Consider the following 15,448-nt stretch of genomic DNA (forward strand, 5'->3'; position numbering starts at 1 on the left):
TCAGGTCGCGTCCTCGAGCGCCTGATAGCCGGCGTTGTACCCGGGAGTGAAGGTGATGCCCGGTCCGCCATGGCAGCCCGCGCCACCGAGGTAGAGGCCGTCGATCGGGATGGGCAAGTCGAGGAAGCCCTTGGGGCCGGGCCGGTTGGGGCCCATCAGGTCTGGGTGCAACAGCCCGTGGCAGAAGTCGCCGTCGGGTGCACCGAACATCGTGTTCATGTGGTAGGGCGCGAACGTGATGTGGCGTATGACGATGTCCTTGAAGTTCGGTGCGAGTCTGGTGATCTTTTCGATAACCCGTTGGGCCATCTCGTTTTTGAGGTGCCCGTGCTGCCCGCGATCGACCTCGACCGGAAACGCATAGGCGAACGCGCTCGCCGCGTGCTTGCCCGGCGGCGCCATGCCGGGGTCGTGCACCGACGGGATCTGCATGCCCATCGACGGATTGTCCGGGACGATACCCCGCCGGCAGTTTTCCCAGTGCAGCTGTTGGGATTCGGGCGATCCGAAGATGCCGATCGACTGTTGCATACCGTCGTCATTGAGGAACTCGTACGGCGGGGCGAATTCGGGCAGCCCGTCGAGGGCGAAGTGGATCTGCACGAACGAGGCGCGGTGGTCGCGGTCGGATACGCGCGAGACAAGCTCGGCGGGAACGTGTTCGGGTGCGATGAGCTCGGTGAGGGTGACGTCGGGTGACAGGTTGGACACCACGATCGGCGCCGAGATGGTCGACCCGTCGCGCAGCCGCACGCCGGTCACCTTCTGCTTGTCGACCAAAATCTCCTCGGCCTTGGTGCGGAAGCGGATCTCGCCGCCATGGGAGACGAACAGCTCACGCAGGTGCTCGGTGAGCGCGCCGATGCCGCCCTTGAGCTTAGTCATCATCGCGGTGCTGCCGTCGGGGACCGCCAGCGCGAACGCCAAACATGTTGCGCTGCCTGGCGTATACGGGCCACGGTAGGTCGAGTTGACGGCCAGAAATGCCAGCATCCCGCGCATGACCGCGTGCTTTTCCCGGTCGGGCAGATAGCGGTCGATCACGTCCATGGCCGAGCCGAAGAGCATGTCGTGGATGGCCCGGCGTTCGGCGTCGTTGGTCGCGCATGCGTACATTTCGTCGAGGGTCTTGGGCGGTTGGCGGACATCGAAGCGACCGAGCGCCTTCGCCGGGACCTGGCTCCAGCCGATCAATTCGGCCATGCCGGTGACGGCCTCGATGCCGTGCTTCTCGCCCAGGTGCGTCATCAGTTGCATCGGGTCGCGATAGAAGATCATCGGCTCTTCGCCGCGTTCGCCGATGTTGATCGACATCACCTCGGGCTCCACCGCCGGGAGCGTGTCGAGGCCAAGGTCTTTGGTGAGCTGGCTTGCCATGGGGAACTGCACCGAACCGGCGATCTCGTATCGGAAGCCGTCGATCAATTCGACCGTCGCCGCCATGCCCCCCGCATAGGTGTTGGCTTCCAGGCAGACCGTGCGCAGGCCCGCGCGTTGCAGGATGGCTGCCGCGGTCAGCCCGTTATGCCCGGCCCCCACCACGATCGCGTCGTAATCCGTTGTGCTCATGCTCCTCGCCTCCATCGGGTTACCCGAATGCAGAATATGTCAGTACTGACATAATGGGAAGATGTCAGTGTTGACCACTTCGGCTGGGCTACGATCTCCCTGAGATGAGCGCCCCGGGCAACCGTCATGAACAACGACGACGATCGACGCATGAGGCGCTTCGCCGCGCGGCGTTGAAGAGCTTCGCCCGCAAGGGTTTTGCGAATGTCACCGTCACCGAGCTGGCGCGCGAGGCCGGCGTCACCGAGCGCACCTTCTTCCGCCACTTCCCCACCAAGGAAGCCGTCCTGTTCCAGGACTACGAGACGCAGCTGGAATGGCTGGCCGAGGCGCTCGCGCAACGCCCGCCGTCGGAGTCGTTGTTCGATGCGGTGCTGGCGAGCGTCGCCGCATTCCCACACGACCTCGAAGTGGTTCGCCAGGCGGCCACCGCGCGCACGGAGTTGATCAGCGCCGAGCGGATCGCCGGTCACCTACGGGTGGTGCAGTCCTCATTCGCCGGCGTGCTCACCGACTTCGTCCGGAAGCGCAATCCGGAGGTGGCGGACATCGACCTGGCCGCCGAGGTCGCCGGCTCCGCGCTGGCCTCGGCGCTCGTTGCGGCGGTGGAGAATTGGGGCCGCAACGGTTGCGCGGGCGACCTCGGCGCCGACGTCGCCGCAAGCCTTGATCTGGTGCGCACCGGCCTGGCGCGGCTTGCCTGAACAATCGAGGGATTTTCGCGGCCCTAACCTCGGTTGCAGTAGCTGCCCGACCCGCGTTCCCACCCGAAGTGAGTAACACCATGCCATTGCCCACGCGTCTGACGGAGTTCTTCGATATCGAGCACCCCGTCCTGCTCGCGCCGATGGCCCTGGTCTCCGGGGGCCGGCTGGCGGCGGCAGTGACCAGAGCTGGCGGCCTGGGACTGCTTGGCGGCGGCTATGGCGATGCCGAATGGGTGCAGCGCGAATTCGACCGCGCCAACGGCGCCCGGATCGGGTGCGGGTTCATCACTTGGAGCCTGGCCCGCAACCCGCATGTGCTCGACCTCGCGCTGGACCGACAGCCGGCGACGATCATGTTGTCCTTCGGTGACTTACGGCCGTTTGCCGATCGCATCCACGCGGCCGGCGTCCCGCTCACCGCCCAGGTGCAAAACCTCGACCAGGCGCGCCGGGCCGTGGATGCCGGCGCGGAGGTCATCGTGGCGCAGGGCAGCGAAGCGGGCGGCCACGGAATGCGCGGGCGGGCGACCTTCACGTTGGTGCCCGACGTGGTCGATCTCGTGGCCGAGCGCTCGCCCGGCACGTTGGTGGCGGCCGCCGGCGGCGTCGGCGATGGTCGTGGGTTGGCGGCCGCGCTGGCGCTGGGCGCTGACGGCGCGGTCGTGGGGACCAGGTTGTGGGCATCGCCGGAGGCATTGGTGTCACCGCGCGCGCAGCGGCGCGCCGTGGCGGCCGGCGGCGACGACACCGTGCGCACCCGCGTTTATGACGTTGTGCGCCGCCTCGATTGGCCCGCCGGATATGACGCGCGGGCGCTCGGTAACGCGTTCCTCGACACCTGGCACGGTCACGAGGCCGAGCTGTCGGCCCAGCTGCCCCAGGCCGTCGCCGACTACGAAAAGTCCGTAGCTACAGAGGATTTCGATACCGCGGCCATTCTGACCGGTGAAAGCGTGGGACGCGTCCGCGACGTCCGTCCCGCCGCCGACATCGTCGCCGACATGGTCGCCGAGGCGGCGCGCATCCTCAACCGCGCCGCCGGGACCTAGACAGTCGAGCTCAGGGTCTGGTTTGCTCAGCTCGATACCGCATTTGCCCGGCAGGATTCGCCGACACGTAAGGATCCCATGGACATCGCCACCGTCGACGAACTGCTGAGCACCACCCGATCGGTGCGCAAACGGCTCGACCTGACCCGGCCGGTCAGCCGCGAGGTGATCCTGGAGTGCATCCAGCTGGCGATGCAGGCGCCCACGGCGAGCAACACGCAGGACTGGCGTTGGCTGGTGATCACCGACCCGGACAAACGCGCGGCCATCGCCGAGATCTATCGCAGCATCGGTGCCCAGTACCTGGCGTACGCGGCCGACAACGCGACGGATCCGCAGACGCAGCGGGTGTACCGGAGCGCGATGAGCCTGACCGAAACGCTGGGGCAGGTCCCGGTGCACGTCATCCCCTGCCTCAACCAGCGCATCGACACCGCGGAACCGGGCATCGCCGCAGCGGCGTGGGCGTCGATCATCCCGGCCGGCTGGAGCTTTCTGCTGGCCTTGCGCTCGCGCGGGTTGGGATCGGTCTGGACGACGATGCATCTGTTCAAGGAGCGGGAGGTGGCCGAGTTGCTCGGCATTCCCGACACCGTCACGCAGGCCGCGCTGTTTCCCGTCGCGTACACGATCGGCACCGACTTCCGACCGGCCGCCCGGCCACCGGCGGCGACCATCACCTTCTGGGATGGCTGGGAACAAAGCTGATGCAGTCCTACACCGTGCGATTCCACATCGACGCTCCGCCGCGGAAAGTCTGGCGGGTGCTGCATCCACCGGCACCGCCGAACGCCCCGCGCCCTCGGATTCTCACGTGGCCGACCGGGAGCATGGAAATCCTCAACGAGGGCAATGAAGCCGGCGAGGGCCTGGTCCGCACCTGCGTCTTCGAAGTGCCCAAATACCTGCTGACCCGCGGCCGGGCGCGTTCCTGGGAAACCGTGACCGAAGCCGAGCTCAACAAGCTGTCGCGTTACGTGGCCGTCGGCGCCCCGCTGTGGTCGCGCGCCGAGGGGTATCACCAGCTCGAGGAGCAGCCCGACGGAACCACCGTGCTGACGTTCCACGAGACGTATCGCGCCTACAACCCGGTGCTGCGCTTCTTCCTCGAGCGCCCGGTATACGCGAAAATCTCCCGCGACAACCTCGCGACGTACGAACACGCGCTTGGTCACGCGGGCAAGGTCCGGCGGCTCGTCTAGGCGTTTTTTGCTGCCCGGCCCATTTCACAACGACATGAATTAGGCACTTGGCCCCGGTACCCTCGATTTCTATGGGTGGAGTAGCTACTGCGGCACGTGTGGCTGCCGCGGGTTTGATGGCCGCGGGGTGGGCCGCGTCGACCGTCGTTGCCAGCGCCGATCCGGACGAGACACGGGGACCCGCGCCGGGCCCCGCCGCGTCGCCGGCACCGGCCGCGTCGCCGGCACCGGCACCGGCACCAGCACCAGCACCAGCACCAGCCCCTCCGGCGGCACCGGCGCCCGCAGCGTCCCCCGGGGCGCCGCCGGCACCCGCTCCGCCAGGGCCGAAAACCACCATCGACAAGGACGGCATCTACGCCGTGGGGACCGACATCGCCCCGGGCATCTACAGCTCCGGCGGCCCCGTCGACAACGGCACGTGCTACTGGAAACGGACCAGCAACCCCGACGGCGCGCTCATCGACAACGCCATGACCAAAAAGGCGCAGGTCGTTCAGATCGACCCGGGTGACAAATCCTTCAAGACGTCGGGCTGCCAGCCCTGGCAACTGACTCCGGACGCGGTTCCGCCCTCACAAACGCCGCCCGCGGGCGTGCAGGGCACGCTCGGCATCCTCAACGGGTTGTTGGGCGGGAACGCGCAGCGCCCCGCACAACCCTCGCCCGCTCCGCAAGCACCGGCACCTGCACCCGGCGCGGCCGCGCCCGCTGCTCCGGCCGCGCCCGCTGCCCCGGCCGCCCCGCAGGCGCCGGCGGCCGCGCCCGCGACCCCGGTAGCCCCGCAGGCGCCGGCGGCCGCGCCCGCGACCCCGGTAGCCCCGCAGGCGCCGGCGGCCGCGCCCGCGACCCCGGTAGCCCCGCAAGCCGCGCATTCCTAGATCGGCCCGCCACGCCGTGGCCAGTACGCAGCAGGTCGTCGTGGTCGGCGCCGGCGTCAGCGGATTGACGTCGGCCATCTGCCTGGCCGAGGCGGGCTGGCCGGTGCGGGTATGGGCGGACACGATGCCGACGCAGACGACCTCGGCGGTGGCGGGCGCCGTCTGGGCTCCCCCACGCCCCGCGGAACGCGCGGGCGAGACGCTGCGGTGGACCGAGCACTCGCTGCAGGTGTTCCGCGATCTAGCCCGGGATCCCGATTCGGGTGTGTTGCTGGCGCCCGCGCTGGCTGTCGGCGAACTGACCGCCGCCGAGGCGATGTCGTCGGCGGCTTCGCTGATCCCCGACCTGCGACCGGCCGACCCGGCCGACGTCCCGGCGGGTTTCAAAACCGGGTTTCGCGCCACCGTGCCGATGATCGACATGCCGCACTATCTCGACTACCTGACCCGGCGGCTCGCGGCCGCCGGCTGCGAGATCGAAGAACGTCCCGTCCGATCCCTGGCCGAGGCCGCCGACGCAGCCGAGATCGTCGTCAACTGCACCGGCTTGGGCGCGGACACGCTCATCGGCGACCACACTGTGCGGCCGCTCTTCGGTCAGCACGTGGTGCTCACCAACCCCGGTCTGCGGCAACTGTTTCTGGAACTCAACGAAGGCCCCGAGTGGACGTGCTACTTTCCGCATCCACACCGGGTGGTGTGCGGCGGAATCAGCATCCCCGGTCGCTGGGACACGACTGCGGAACCCGAGGTGACCCAACGCATCCTGCGGCGCTGCCGACGAATCGAGCCACGGCTCAACGAGGCCGACGTGATCGAGGTGATCACCGGCCTGCGCCCCGACCGTCCGTCGGTCCGCGTGGAAGCCGAGGCCCTGGGGCGGGCGCGCTGCATCCACAATTACGGTCACAGCAGCAACGGCGTCACCCTGTCCTGGGGCTGCGCGCAAGACGTGCTGAGCCTGGTCGGCGGCCGCTGATTTCAGGCGCCGGTGCGGCGAATGATCAAGGACAGCAACCAACTGACGATCGACAAGACGATCGCCGCCCAAATGGCGGTCCACCAAAAGTGGTCGATCTGCAGCCCCCAGTGGGTGGTGTGCTCGGTAATCCACGCGGTGATCCAGAGCATCAGCGCGTTGATGACGACGTGGAACAAGCCGAGCGTCAGGATGTAGAGCGGGATCGACAAGATCTGCACGATCGGCTTGATGAATGCGTTGACCAGACCGAAGATCACGGCGACGACGAAGATGATGCCGAGGCGCTCCAGCCTCGTGCTGCCGCCCACGAAGTTCAGGCCGTGCACGAACAGGGTGACGATCCACAACGCAAAACCGGTCAGTGCGGCGCGCACCAAAAATGGGCCCATGCCCGTAAATCCTGCCACCCGGGCGGCCGGAAAAGTAACTAAATCGGCGCGGCTTAGTTTCTGACGGGGCGCCCGGCTTCGCTCGCCGGTGCTCGCGTTTCACTCGCGCATGATTACGGATATCGGAAACGGATAGCGAAATCTCTTGTGTCACGGTGGTTTCAGTGGTCACAATGCGGGGGCTTTTGTCGGTGGGCCTCGATAGTTTCGCTCCTATGAGTTCGGGCGGCATCATCGATCGCGACGCGATCAGCGCGGCCTTTGCTGCCCTGGATGCCGCGCTCGATGGCGTCGGGGCGTTGTGCTTTGATGCGTTGGCCCCCCGAGAGTGTCTGGCGCTGTTGGAGCGCTGCGAACGCGTGCGCCGGCGCCTGCCCGTCCCCGAGCATCAGTTGATCAATCACCTTGCCCGCCAAGCCAGCATCGAAGAACTCGGCGGAAAGCTGGATCAGGCGATCGCCGACCGGACGCGGATCAGCCCCAACGAGGCCCGCCGGCGCATCCAAGAGGCCGCCGATCTAGGTCAACGCCATGGCCTGACCGGTGAACCCTTACCGCCGGTCCTGGCCGCCACCGCCGCCGCCCAACGCCGCGGCGAACTCGGCGCCGGCCACGTCGTGGTGATCCGCCGCTTTCACCACCGCCTGCCCGGCTGGATCGACCAGGCCACCCGCCAACGCGTCGAAGCCGACCTGGCCGGTCACGCCGCCTATCACCGGCCCGACGAACTCGACGGCCTGGCCCACACCCTGCAAGACTGCCTCAATCCCGATGGCATCTTCACCGATGAGGACCGGTCCCGCCAGCGCGGCCTGATCCTGGGTAACCAACAAGCTGACGGCATGTCGCCGTTGCGGGGCCTGATTTCGCCAGAACTGCGCGCCACCCTGGAAGCCGTGGAGGCCAAACTGGGTGCCCCGGGCATGTGCAACCCCGGCGACCAGACCCCCTGTGTGGATGGCACGCCCAGCCAAGCCGCCATCGATGCCGACACCCGCTCGCGCGCCCAACGCGGCCACGACGCCCTGCTGGCCGCGCTGCGCGCGCTGTTGGCCTCCGGGAAGTTGGGCCAGCACAACGGGTTACCGGCCTCCATCATCGTCACCACCACATTGGCCGAACTGCAGGCCGCCGCCGGGCGCGGCTTGACCGGTGGGGGCACGATTTTGCCGATGAGTGATGTGATCCGCCTGGGCCGCCACGCCAACCACTACCTGGCGATCTTCGACAAAGGCAAGGCCCTGGCCCTGTATCACACCAAACGGCTGGCCTCACCCGGGCAGCGAATCGTGTTGTACGCCATGGCCCGTGGCTGCACGGCACCGGGCTGCGGCACCAAGGGCTACTACTGCGAAGTCCACCACGTCACCGACTACAGCAAGTGCCACACCACCGACATCAACGACCTCACCTTCGCCTGCGGCCCCCATCACCGCATGCTCCAACCCGGCGGCTGGAGCACCCGCAAAAACGCCAAAGGCGAAACCGAATGGATCCCACCACCCCACCTCGACCGCGGCCAACCCCACACCAACACCTACCACCACCCCGAAAAACTCCTGCGCGCCGACGACGACGACGAAGCCGACAATCACGGGGCCGCATGACACTTCGTAGGTCGCCGCTAGTTCAGGTTGTAGAAACGTTGCGCGTTGCGCCCGCCGATCTTCTCCCGGGCCTCCTCGCTGATGTCGGCGCGGGTGCGAAGGTGCTTGGTGCTTTCCGGCCACTCGCCGTCCCAGTGCGGGTAGTCGCTGGCGAACATGATGAAATCGGCGCCGAGCACATCGATCACGCCAGGCAGAATCGGTTCCTCCGGTTCACACGTCACCCAGATGTTGCCCGCGGCCAGATAGTCGTGCGGATCGCGACGCCAGCCATGCTCCACCCAGTCGCCGCGCTTCTCGTAATGCTCGTGCAGCCGGTCGATAAAGAACGGAACCCAGCCCGCGCCCGCCTCGAGGAAGGCCACCCGCAACTCCGGGTGGCGCTCGAACACGCCGCCGGAGACCATCGCGGTCATCGCGGTCATTTGGTCGAACGGAAAGCTGATGCAGTGCACCTGAATGTAATTCGTGAAACGGTCCACGCCGATCTTGGGCAGATGGACGCCGGGGGCGCCATGCACGCCCAGCGGCATCTGCAGCTCGACGGCGGCGGCATAGAACGCATCGAGGTCGGGATGGTCGAGGTTGCGCGACTTGAGCGCGGGCGGCACCAAAGTCGCCACCAGCCCAAGGTCTTTGGCTTCGGTCATGACGTCGATCGCCAGTCGGCCATGCTCGATCGGAGTCACCGCGACGCCTCGGAGTCGTCCGCCCGAGGCCACGCAGTACTCGGCGATCCACTCGTTGTAGAGCCGGGCGAATCCGGCGGCGAATTCGGGATCCTCGAGACTCGGCGCGCACAGGCCCAGGCTGGGATAGAGCACCATCGTGTCGATGTGATCGCGGTCGGCGTCACCCAGCACGCCTTCGGCCGACCGGCAGTTGATATCGGGTGCCTTGCTGATCCCGTGTTCGGGCGGACACCCCGCACCGGGTCCGCGGTCCTCCGGGTAGTTGCGGCCTTCGAGCGTCAACCCGAGCCCGCGTGTGCTGGGCCTGACGTGGTCCGGCCAGCGCTTGATCGCTTCGACTGCCAGTGAAGAATTTTCGGCGACATGGCCGTCGGCGTCGATGATCCGCATGTCTCCGAAACTTACTCCGGCACGGTGCGCGGCGAAACAGGTCGCGCGGGCGCGCTCGGTAGGCCACGATGCTGACGTGACCACACACCGTCCTCGACAGAAGTTGACCGCCGATCAGCGAAACTCCTTCGTCGCCGCCTTGCTGGGCTGGACGATGGACGCCTTCGACTACTTCATCGTGGTTCTCGTCTACGCCGACATCGCAAAGACGTTCCACCACAGCAAGGCCGAGGTCGCGTTCGTCACCACGGCCACCCTGATCATGCGCCCGGTCGGCGCGTTGCTGTTCGGGCTGTGGGCCGACCGCGTCGGCCGGCGGCTGCCGCTGATGGTCGACGTCATGTTCTATTCCGTCGTCGGCTTTTTGTGCGCGTTTGCGCCCAACTTCACCGTGCTGGTGATTTTGCGCCTGCTCTACGGCATCGGCATGGGCGGTGAATGGGGACTCGGCGCCGCGCTTGCCATGGAGAAGGTTCCAGTCGAGCGACGCGGATTCTTCTCCGGGCTGCTGCAAGAGGGCTACGCGTTCGGCTACCTGCTGGCGAGCGTCGCCTCGCTGGTGGTGATGGATTGGCTCGGACTGTCGTGGCGCTGGTTGTTCGGCCTGAGCATCGTCCCCGCCCTGATCAGTTTGATCATTCGCTACCGGGTCGAGGAATCCGAGGTGTGGGAGGCCGCGCAAGACCGGACGAAGCTCACCAGCACCAGAATCCGCGACGTGCTGCGCAACGGCGCGATCATCCGGCGCTTCATCTACCTGGCGCTGCTGATGACAGCGTTCAACTGGATGAGCCACGGCACGCAGGACGTTTACCCCACCTTCCTGGGCGCCCACACCAATCAGGGCGCCGACCTGTCCAGCGCGACGGTCAAGTGGATCGTGGTGGTCTACAACGTCGGCGCCATCATTGGAGGCCTCGTCTTCGGAACGTTGTCGCAACGATTGAGTCGGCGTTACACGGTCGTCTTCTGTGCGATTTTGGCGCTGCCGATCGTGCCGCTGTTCGCATACTCACGCAGCGCTGCCATGCTGTGCCTGGGTTCGTTTTTGATGCAGCTCTTCGTTCAGGGCGCCTGGGGCGTCATTCCCGCCCACCTCACCGAGATGTCACCGGACGCCATCCGCGGCCTCTACCCCGGGGTGACCTACCAACTCGGAAACCTGTTGGCGGCGTTCAATTTGCCGATCCAGGAACGTCTCGCCGAATCCCACGGCTACCCGTTCGCGTTGGCTGCGACCATCGTGCCGGTACTGGCCGCGGTCGTGGTCCTGACGCTGATCGGGAAGGACGCGACGGGAATCCGCTTCGGCACGACGGAAAGTGCTTTCCTCGCAACGGAAGTGGCGCAATAGCTAATTCGCGTCGCCCAGCAGGCGCCGCAGCAGGTGCATGGCCACCGTCGTCGAGCGTTCCCGGATATCGGACCGGTTGCCGGGAAGGCGCAGGGTGCGGGTATCGGTCCGGCCGGCGGCCTGCACGCTGAAGCAGACCGTCCCCACCGGCTTTTCTTCGGTGCCCCCGCCCGGCCCGGCGATCCCGGTGATCGCGACTGCGGTGTCGGCGCCGAAGCGCTGCAGCGCGCCAGCGGCCATGGCCTCGGCCACCGGCTCGGACACCGCACCATGCGCTTCGATCAGCGCCGGATCGACGCCGAGCAACTCCGCTTTGGCCTCGTTGGAGTACGACACCACCCCGCCGGCCACATAATTTGACGATCCGGGCCGGTCGGTCAGCCGCGCCGCCAGCAGTCCCGCGGTGCACGACTCCGCGGTCGCGATCCGGTGCCCGGCGAGAAGCTGCGCAACCAGATCGTCGACACGCGAGCCGTCCTCGGAGTAGAGCTGATGCCCGTGCCGCTCGCGCAGCAGCTTGGTCAGTTGCGCGTACGAGTCGGCGGCGTCCGGCTCGTAGCGGGTGACCATTTCGATCTCCCCGCGCCGCAGGCAGGTGGTGATCTCGAGCCGGTCGAAGCCGGGCACGGCTTTTTCGGCGTCGCGCAGGGTCTCGGCCAGCCCCGATTCGGGCAGTCCGAACATCCGCAGCATCTCCTGCCGATAGATGGTGCGGCCGACGATCGCGTCCTGCGCCGCCGGTGTCTGGATGGCCGTGTGCCACATCGGCTGCAGCTCGCGCGGCGGCCCCGGGAGCACGATCACCGTCGGTTTGCCGGGCACCACGACGCCGGGTGCGGTGCCGACCGGGTCGAGCACCTGCGCGCCGGCCGGGACCATGGCCTGTTTGCGGTTGGCGGCCCGCAGCGACTCGAAAGTGCCGGGATCCAAGGCGGATTGGAACGCGGGGTTGCGCCCCATCAGCTTCTTGAGGATGTTCGCGATCTTTTCTTCGACCTCGGCGTCCAACACCAGCTCGCGTCCGCAGAAGCGCGAGACCACCTCGACGGTCATGTCGTCGGCCGTGGGCCCCAGGCCGCCGCTGGTGACGATCAGGTCGACGCCCTGATCGGCGAGGAACCGAAGCTGCGCTTCGATGTCGGCGGGGCGGTCGCCGCAGATCGTGATGTGCGCCAGTTCGACGCCCAGCTCCAGGAGGCGATCGGCGATCCAGGGGCCGTTGGCGTCTTGGACGCGTCCGGTGAGGACCTCGGTTCCGGTGACAACGATGCCTGCGCGTGCGCTCACCGGCATGAGCCTACGCATGGACTTCAGCGACGGTTTTGGGAGACTTGGAGCCGATGATCGAGTTAGAGGTGCTTCAGGCCGACGTGACCACGCTCGAGGTCGACGCGATCGCCAACGCCGCCAACACGCAGCTGCGGCACGGCGGCGGCGTCGCCGCGGCCATCTCGCGCGCGGGCGGGCCCGAGGTGCAGCGCGAATCGACCGTGAAGGCGCCGATTGCGCTCGGCGAAGCGATAGAGACCACGGCGGGTGACATGCCGGCGCGGTACGTCATCCACGCGGCGACCATGGAACTCGGGGGCCCGACGTCGGCCGAGATCATCGGGGCCGCCACGGCTTCGACCTTGCGCAAGGCCGACGAACTCGGTTGCCGCACGCTGGCGCTGGTGGCCTTCGGAACCGGTGTCGGCGGTTTCCCGCTCGACGAGGCGGCCCGGCTGATGGTCGACAGGGTGCGGCGGCACCAACCGGGCTCGTTGCGCAAGGTGGTGTTCGCCGTGCACGGCGACGCGGCGCAGGAAGCGTTTCGGGCAGCGGTGCGGAGCTAGCTCTCGGAGAGGTAGCGCTCGACCGAGGCGACCTTGCGCGTCATGGCGTCGCTGGCCCCGGTTCGCCAGTCGGCCTTGATCACCGTGCTGACCCGAGGCGCACGGGCGGCCACGGCCTCGACGGCGCGCTGCACCACCGCCATGACTTCGTCCCACGTGTCGCCCTCGATCACCGTGAACATCGCATCGGTCTTGTTGGGCAGGCCGGATTCGCGAACCACCCGGACGGCCTCGGCGACGATCTCGCCGACACCCTCGCCGACCCCCATCGGGGTGACCGAAAACGCGACGAGCACGGACACCCTGTCGAGCGTACCCACCTCGTCGCGGCGGGTCTGGCACCATCGAGGCCCATGCGGGTGTTGGTGCAACGGGTCTCGTCGGCGACGGTGTCGGTCGACGGCGCGGTGGTGGGCGCGATCCGACCGGATGGCCAGGGGCTGTTGGCATTCGTCGGCATCACCCACACCGACGATCGCGACACCGCGCGTCGGCTCGCCGAGAAGCTCTGGAACCTCAGGATTCTCGCCGAGGAACGGTGCGCGGCCGACACCCGCGCGCCCATCCTGGTCATCAGCCAGTTCACCCTGTACGCCGACACCGCCAAGGGCCGCCGGCCTTCGTGGAATGCGGCCGCTCCCGGGGCGGTGGCCGAGCCGCTGGTGGCCGAGTTCGCCGCAGCGCTGCGAGGGTTGGGCGCCGAGGTGCAGACCGGAGAGTTCGGCGCGGACATGCAGGTCGAGTTGGTGAACGACGGCCCGGTCACGGTGCTTCTCGAACTCTGACGCCGCCCGCAGGTACGTTGGGAAAAGCTGACCATTCATGGCCGACGTGACGGGAGGGCGACCGTGGGCACGGCACCTGAATTCGGATCGCTGCGCTCCGACGAGGACACCTGGGACATCGTCAGCAGCGTCGGCTACACCGCGCTGCTCGTGGCGGGATGGCGCGCCCTGCACGCCGTCAGCCCGCAGCCGTTGGTGCGCGACGAGTATGCGCAAGTCTTCATCGCCGCCTCGCGCGACCCGTACCTGGCGGGGGTGCTGGCCAACCCGGGCAGCACCGAGGACGAGATGGCCTTCCCGCGGCTGTATGGCGTGCAGACCCGATTTTTCGACGACTTCTTCGTTGCCTCCGGCCAGGCGGGCATCCGGCAGGCGGTGATCGTCGCCGCCGGGCTGGATTCGCGGGCCTTCCGCATCGAATGGCCGGACAGCACAAGGGTTTTCGAGCTCGATCTGCCGAAGGTTCTCGAATTCAAGTCGCGTGTGCTCAGTCAGCAGGGGGCAACGCCGAAGGCGCAGCGGATCGAGGTCGCCGCCGATCTGCGCACCGACTGGTCGCGGCCGTTGGAGGCTGCCGGGTTCGACGTCGAGAGCCCGACCGCCTGGTCTGTCGAGGGGTTGTTGCCCTACCTGACCGACGAGGCACAACACGCCCTGTTCACCCGGATCAGCGGGCTCAGCGCGCCGGGCAGCCGGATCGCCATCGGTGCGTTGGGCTCGCGGCTGGACCACGACCAACTCCAGGCCCTGGAGGCGAATCACCCCGGGGTTAACGTGTCGGGCAACGTCGACTTTTCGGCCCTGACGTACGAACCGCAGTCCGACCCCGCGGAATGGCTGACCGCCCACGGCTGGGCGGTCGAACCCGTCCGCAACACGCTCGACTTACAAGCCGGCTACGGGATGACCCCGCCGGAGGTCGACGTCAAGATCGACAAGTTCATGCGGTCCCAATACATCACGGCGACCCGGTGATGTCTTAAGGCTTCAGCAGGATCTTCACATCGTCGCCGGACCGCGATTCCGCGGTCGCGTAGCCCCTGGCCGCGTCGTCTAAAGGCATTGTCGTGGTGAAGATGCCGTCGACATCGAGGCGGCCGGACTGCAGCAGCGGGATCAATTCGGGCCAGGTTCGCTGCACCGGCGCCGTGGTCATGCGCAGCGTGATGCTGCGGATCAGGCAGCCCAGGGCGTTGAGCGGAAACGGATTCATATCGTGCACACCGACGACCGAGACGGTGCCGCCCGGCCGGACGGTGTTGAGCGCCTCGGTCAGCGATGCGTCGGTGGCGACGGCGTCGATCACCGCGTCGACGCCGCGGCCGCCGGTGGCGGCCAGTATTTCCTGCAGCGCCGGTGCTTTGACGGGAGTCGCGCCCCACGCGGCGGCGCGCTGCAACCGGCCGTCGACTTGGTCAACCGCGAAAACGTTTGCCGCGCCCTGAAAAAGCGCGCTGCGCAACGAGCACAGGCCGACTGCTCCGAGGCCGATCACCGCCACGGTCCCGCCGAACGGAATGTCGGCGCGCTGCGCCGCGGCCCAGCCGGTGGCGAGATTGTCGGTGAGCAGCAGCGCCTGCTCGGTGCTGATGCCCTCGGGCATCTTCAGCAGCTGAAAATCGGCGGCGGGCACCGCGAGCAGATCGGCCTGAGCGCCGCCGAGCACGCCGCCACCGAAAATCTGAAACCCGGAGTGGCACATGACCGGATCGCGGGTGGCGCACCCCGCACAGGTCCCGCAGCCGGCGACCGACGACACCATGACCTGATCGCCGACCTTGACGTTGCGCACCTGCGGCCCGGCGTCCACGACCGTGCCGACGGCTTCGTGGCCGAGGGCGATGGGGTCGGGCATCGGGAAGTCGGCCTCGTAGAAGTGCAGATCCGAGCCGCAGATTCCGGCGGCGGTCACCTCGACGATCGCTGCGTCGGGACCCGGGAGCACCGGGTCGGGGCGGGTGTCAACCCGGATGCTGCGGGGCCCATCGACGACTACCGTGTGCATA

Annotated in this window: 16 protein-coding genes and 2 pseudogenes; 11 read left to right on the forward strand and 7 right to left on the reverse strand. The window is 67.6% G+C overall.

Annotated features, from left to right (window positions below; all coding sequences use genetic code 11):
- Nucleotides 1-1,569, reverse strand: coding sequence for a phytoene desaturase family protein (locus G6N26_RS04095; RefSeq protein WP_083017238.1), 1,569 nt, complete (start codon nucleotides 1,567-1,569; stop codon nucleotides 1-3).
- 104 nt (nucleotides 1,570-1,673) lie between these two features.
- Between G6N26_RS04095 and G6N26_RS04100 the strand changes: the two genes are divergently transcribed.
- From G6N26_RS04100 to G6N26_RS04115, 4 genes are all read left to right on the forward strand, one after another.
- Complete coding sequence (locus G6N26_RS04100) at nucleotides 1,674-2,273, forward strand: TetR/AcrR family transcriptional regulator (RefSeq protein WP_067169576.1); 600 nt, start codon at nucleotides 1,674-1,676, stop codon at nucleotides 2,271-2,273.
- Between the two features lie 80 nt (nucleotides 2,274-2,353).
- Nucleotides 2,354-3,325: an NAD(P)H-dependent flavin oxidoreductase gene (locus G6N26_RS04105; RefSeq protein ID WP_169925517.1), complete on the forward strand. Its 972-nt coding sequence runs from the start codon at nucleotides 2,354-2,356 to the stop codon at nucleotides 3,323-3,325.
- Nucleotides 3,326-3,403: 78 nt separating this feature from the next.
- Complete coding sequence (locus G6N26_RS04110; protein WP_067169570.1) at nucleotides 3,404-4,033, forward strand: nitroreductase family protein; 630 nt, start codon at nucleotides 3,404-3,406, stop codon at nucleotides 4,031-4,033.
- Nucleotides 4,033-4,527, forward strand: a complete 495-nt coding sequence (locus G6N26_RS04115) for an SRPBCC family protein (RefSeq protein WP_067169568.1) — start codon at nucleotides 4,033-4,035, stop codon at nucleotides 4,525-4,527. Before G6N26_RS04110 ends, G6N26_RS04115 begins: the two co-directional genes overlap by 1 nt.
- Nucleotides 4,528-4,611: 84 nt before the next feature.
- Here the strand turns inward: G6N26_RS04115 and G6N26_RS26495 are convergent, their stop codons facing one another.
- Nucleotides 4,612-4,839, reverse strand: coding sequence for a hypothetical protein (locus tag G6N26_RS26495; RefSeq protein ID WP_232067637.1), 228 nt, complete (start codon nucleotides 4,837-4,839; stop codon nucleotides 4,612-4,614).
- Here G6N26_RS26495 and G6N26_RS26405 point away from each other — a divergent pair.
- Nucleotides 4,755-5,189: pseudogene (locus G6N26_RS26405) on the forward strand (hypothetical protein); the annotation flags it as partial. The gene G6N26_RS26495 and the pseudogene G6N26_RS26405 sit on opposite strands and share 85 nt — an antisense overlap.
- Nucleotides 5,190-5,424: 235 nt before the next feature.
- A complete protein-coding gene (locus G6N26_RS04125; protein ID WP_083017245.1) occupies nucleotides 5,425-6,387 on the forward strand; it encodes an FAD-dependent oxidoreductase in 963 nt (320 codons plus the stop codon).
- Nucleotides 6,388-6,389: 2 nt separating this feature from the next.
- Here the strand turns inward: G6N26_RS04125 and G6N26_RS04130 are convergent, their stop codons facing one another.
- Entirely contained in the window at nucleotides 6,390-6,779 is a 390-nt protein-coding gene (locus G6N26_RS04130; protein WP_067169558.1) for a phage holin family protein, read from the reverse strand.
- A 215-nt stretch (nucleotides 6,780-6,994) separates the two neighbouring features.
- Between G6N26_RS04130 and G6N26_RS04135 the strand changes: the two genes are divergently transcribed.
- Entirely contained in the window at nucleotides 6,995-8,386 is a 1,392-nt protein-coding gene (locus G6N26_RS04135; RefSeq protein WP_163648717.1) for an HNH endonuclease signature motif containing protein, read from the forward strand.
- A 17-nt stretch (nucleotides 8,387-8,403) separates the two neighbouring features.
- Here G6N26_RS04135 and G6N26_RS04140 read toward each other — a convergent pair whose 3' ends face one another.
- Entirely contained in the window at nucleotides 8,404-9,468 is a 1,065-nt protein-coding gene (locus G6N26_RS04140; protein WP_083020016.1) for an amidohydrolase family protein, read from the reverse strand.
- 154 nt (nucleotides 9,469-9,622) lie between these two features.
- Between G6N26_RS04140 and G6N26_RS04145 the strand changes: the two genes are divergently transcribed.
- The gene (locus G6N26_RS04145; RefSeq protein ID WP_232067567.1) at nucleotides 9,623-10,822 is read left to right on the forward strand and encodes an MFS transporter; all 1,200 of its coding nucleotides are present in this window, start codon (nucleotides 9,623-9,625) and stop codon (nucleotides 10,820-10,822) included.
- Here the strand turns inward: G6N26_RS04145 and G6N26_RS04150 are convergent, their stop codons facing one another.
- Nucleotides 10,823-12,109 carry a competence/damage-inducible protein A gene (locus tag G6N26_RS04150; protein WP_462931607.1) on the reverse strand — a complete coding sequence of 429 codons (1,287 nt, stop codon included), beginning with the start codon at nucleotides 12,107-12,109 and terminating at the stop codon, nucleotides 10,823-10,825.
- 53 nt (nucleotides 12,110-12,162) lie between these two features.
- Between G6N26_RS04150 and G6N26_RS04155 the strand changes: the two genes are divergently transcribed.
- Nucleotides 12,163-12,657: a macro domain-containing protein gene (locus G6N26_RS04155; RefSeq protein WP_067175462.1), complete on the forward strand. Its 495-nt coding sequence runs from the start codon at nucleotides 12,163-12,165 to the stop codon at nucleotides 12,655-12,657.
- Here the strand turns inward: G6N26_RS04155 and G6N26_RS04160 are convergent.
- Nucleotides 12,654-12,959, reverse strand: a complete 306-nt coding sequence (locus tag G6N26_RS04160; RefSeq protein WP_083020022.1) for an MTH1187 family thiamine-binding protein — start codon at nucleotides 12,957-12,959, stop codon at nucleotides 12,654-12,656. The two genes, G6N26_RS04155 and G6N26_RS04160, sit on opposite strands and share 4 nt — an antisense overlap.
- A gap of 51 nt (nucleotides 12,960-13,010) precedes the next feature.
- Here G6N26_RS04160 and dtd point away from each other — a divergent pair, with 51 nt between their 5' ends.
- A complete protein-coding gene (gene dtd / locus G6N26_RS04165) occupies nucleotides 13,011-13,442 on the forward strand; it encodes a D-aminoacyl-tRNA deacylase (protein ID WP_083020024.1) in 432 nt (143 codons plus the stop codon).
- Nucleotides 13,443-13,505: 63 nt separating this feature from the next.
- Nucleotides 13,506-14,417 carry a class I SAM-dependent methyltransferase gene (locus G6N26_RS04170; protein ID WP_083020026.1) on the forward strand — a complete coding sequence of 304 codons (912 nt, stop codon included), beginning with the start codon at nucleotides 13,506-13,508 and terminating at the stop codon, nucleotides 14,415-14,417.
- Here G6N26_RS04170 and G6N26_RS04175 read toward each other — a convergent pair.
- Nucleotides 14,328-15,447, reverse strand: a pseudogene (locus tag G6N26_RS04175) (alcohol dehydrogenase catalytic domain-containing protein). The gene G6N26_RS04170 and the pseudogene G6N26_RS04175 overlap by 90 nt on opposite strands.
- Between the last annotated feature and the right edge of the window lies 1 nt (nucleotide 15,448).

Source organism: Mycobacterium marseillense (assembly GCF_010731675.1).
GTDB lineage: Bacteria > Actinomycetota > Actinomycetes > Mycobacteriales > Mycobacteriaceae > Mycobacterium > Mycobacterium marseillense.

What these genes read in the sequence shown, in the direction of transcription:
- G6N26_RS04130 (WP_067169558.1), bottom strand. Translation starts at nt 6,779, where the DNA reads ATGGGCCCATTTTTGGTGCGCGCCGCACTGACCGGTTTTGCGTTGTGG.
- G6N26_RS04140 (WP_083020016.1), bottom strand. Translation starts at nt 9,468, where the DNA reads ATGCGGATCATCGACGCCGACGGCCATGTCGCCGAAAATTCTTCACTG.
- G6N26_RS04105 (WP_169925517.1), top strand. Translation starts at nt 2,354, where the DNA reads ATGCCATTGCCCACGCGTCTGACGGAGTTCTTCGATATCGAGCACCCC.
- G6N26_RS04155 (WP_067175462.1), top strand. Translation starts at nt 12,163, where the DNA reads ATGATCGAGTTAGAGGTGCTTCAGGCCGACGTGACCACGCTCGAGGTC.
- G6N26_RS04115 (WP_067169568.1), top strand. Translation starts at nt 4,033, where the DNA reads ATGCAGTCCTACACCGTGCGATTCCACATCGACGCTCCGCCGCGGAAA.
- G6N26_RS04100 (WP_067169576.1), top strand. Translation starts at nt 1,674, where the DNA reads ATGAGCGCCCCGGGCAACCGTCATGAACAACGACGACGATCGACGCAT.
- G6N26_RS04110 (WP_067169570.1), top strand. Translation starts at nt 3,404, where the DNA reads ATGGACATCGCCACCGTCGACGAACTGCTGAGCACCACCCGATCGGTG.
- dtd (WP_083020024.1), top strand. Translation starts at nt 13,011, where the DNA reads ATGCGGGTGTTGGTGCAACGGGTCTCGTCGGCGACGGTGTCGGTCGAC.
- G6N26_RS04135 (WP_163648717.1), top strand. Translation starts at nt 6,995, where the DNA reads ATGAGTTCGGGCGGCATCATCGATCGCGACGCGATCAGCGCGGCCTTT.
- G6N26_RS04095 (WP_083017238.1), bottom strand. Translation starts at nt 1,569, where the DNA reads ATGAGCACAACGGATTACGACGCGATCGTGGTGGGGGCCGGGCATAAC.
- G6N26_RS04145 (WP_232067567.1), top strand. Translation starts at nt 9,623, where the DNA reads ATGGACGCCTTCGACTACTTCATCGTGGTTCTCGTCTACGCCGACATC.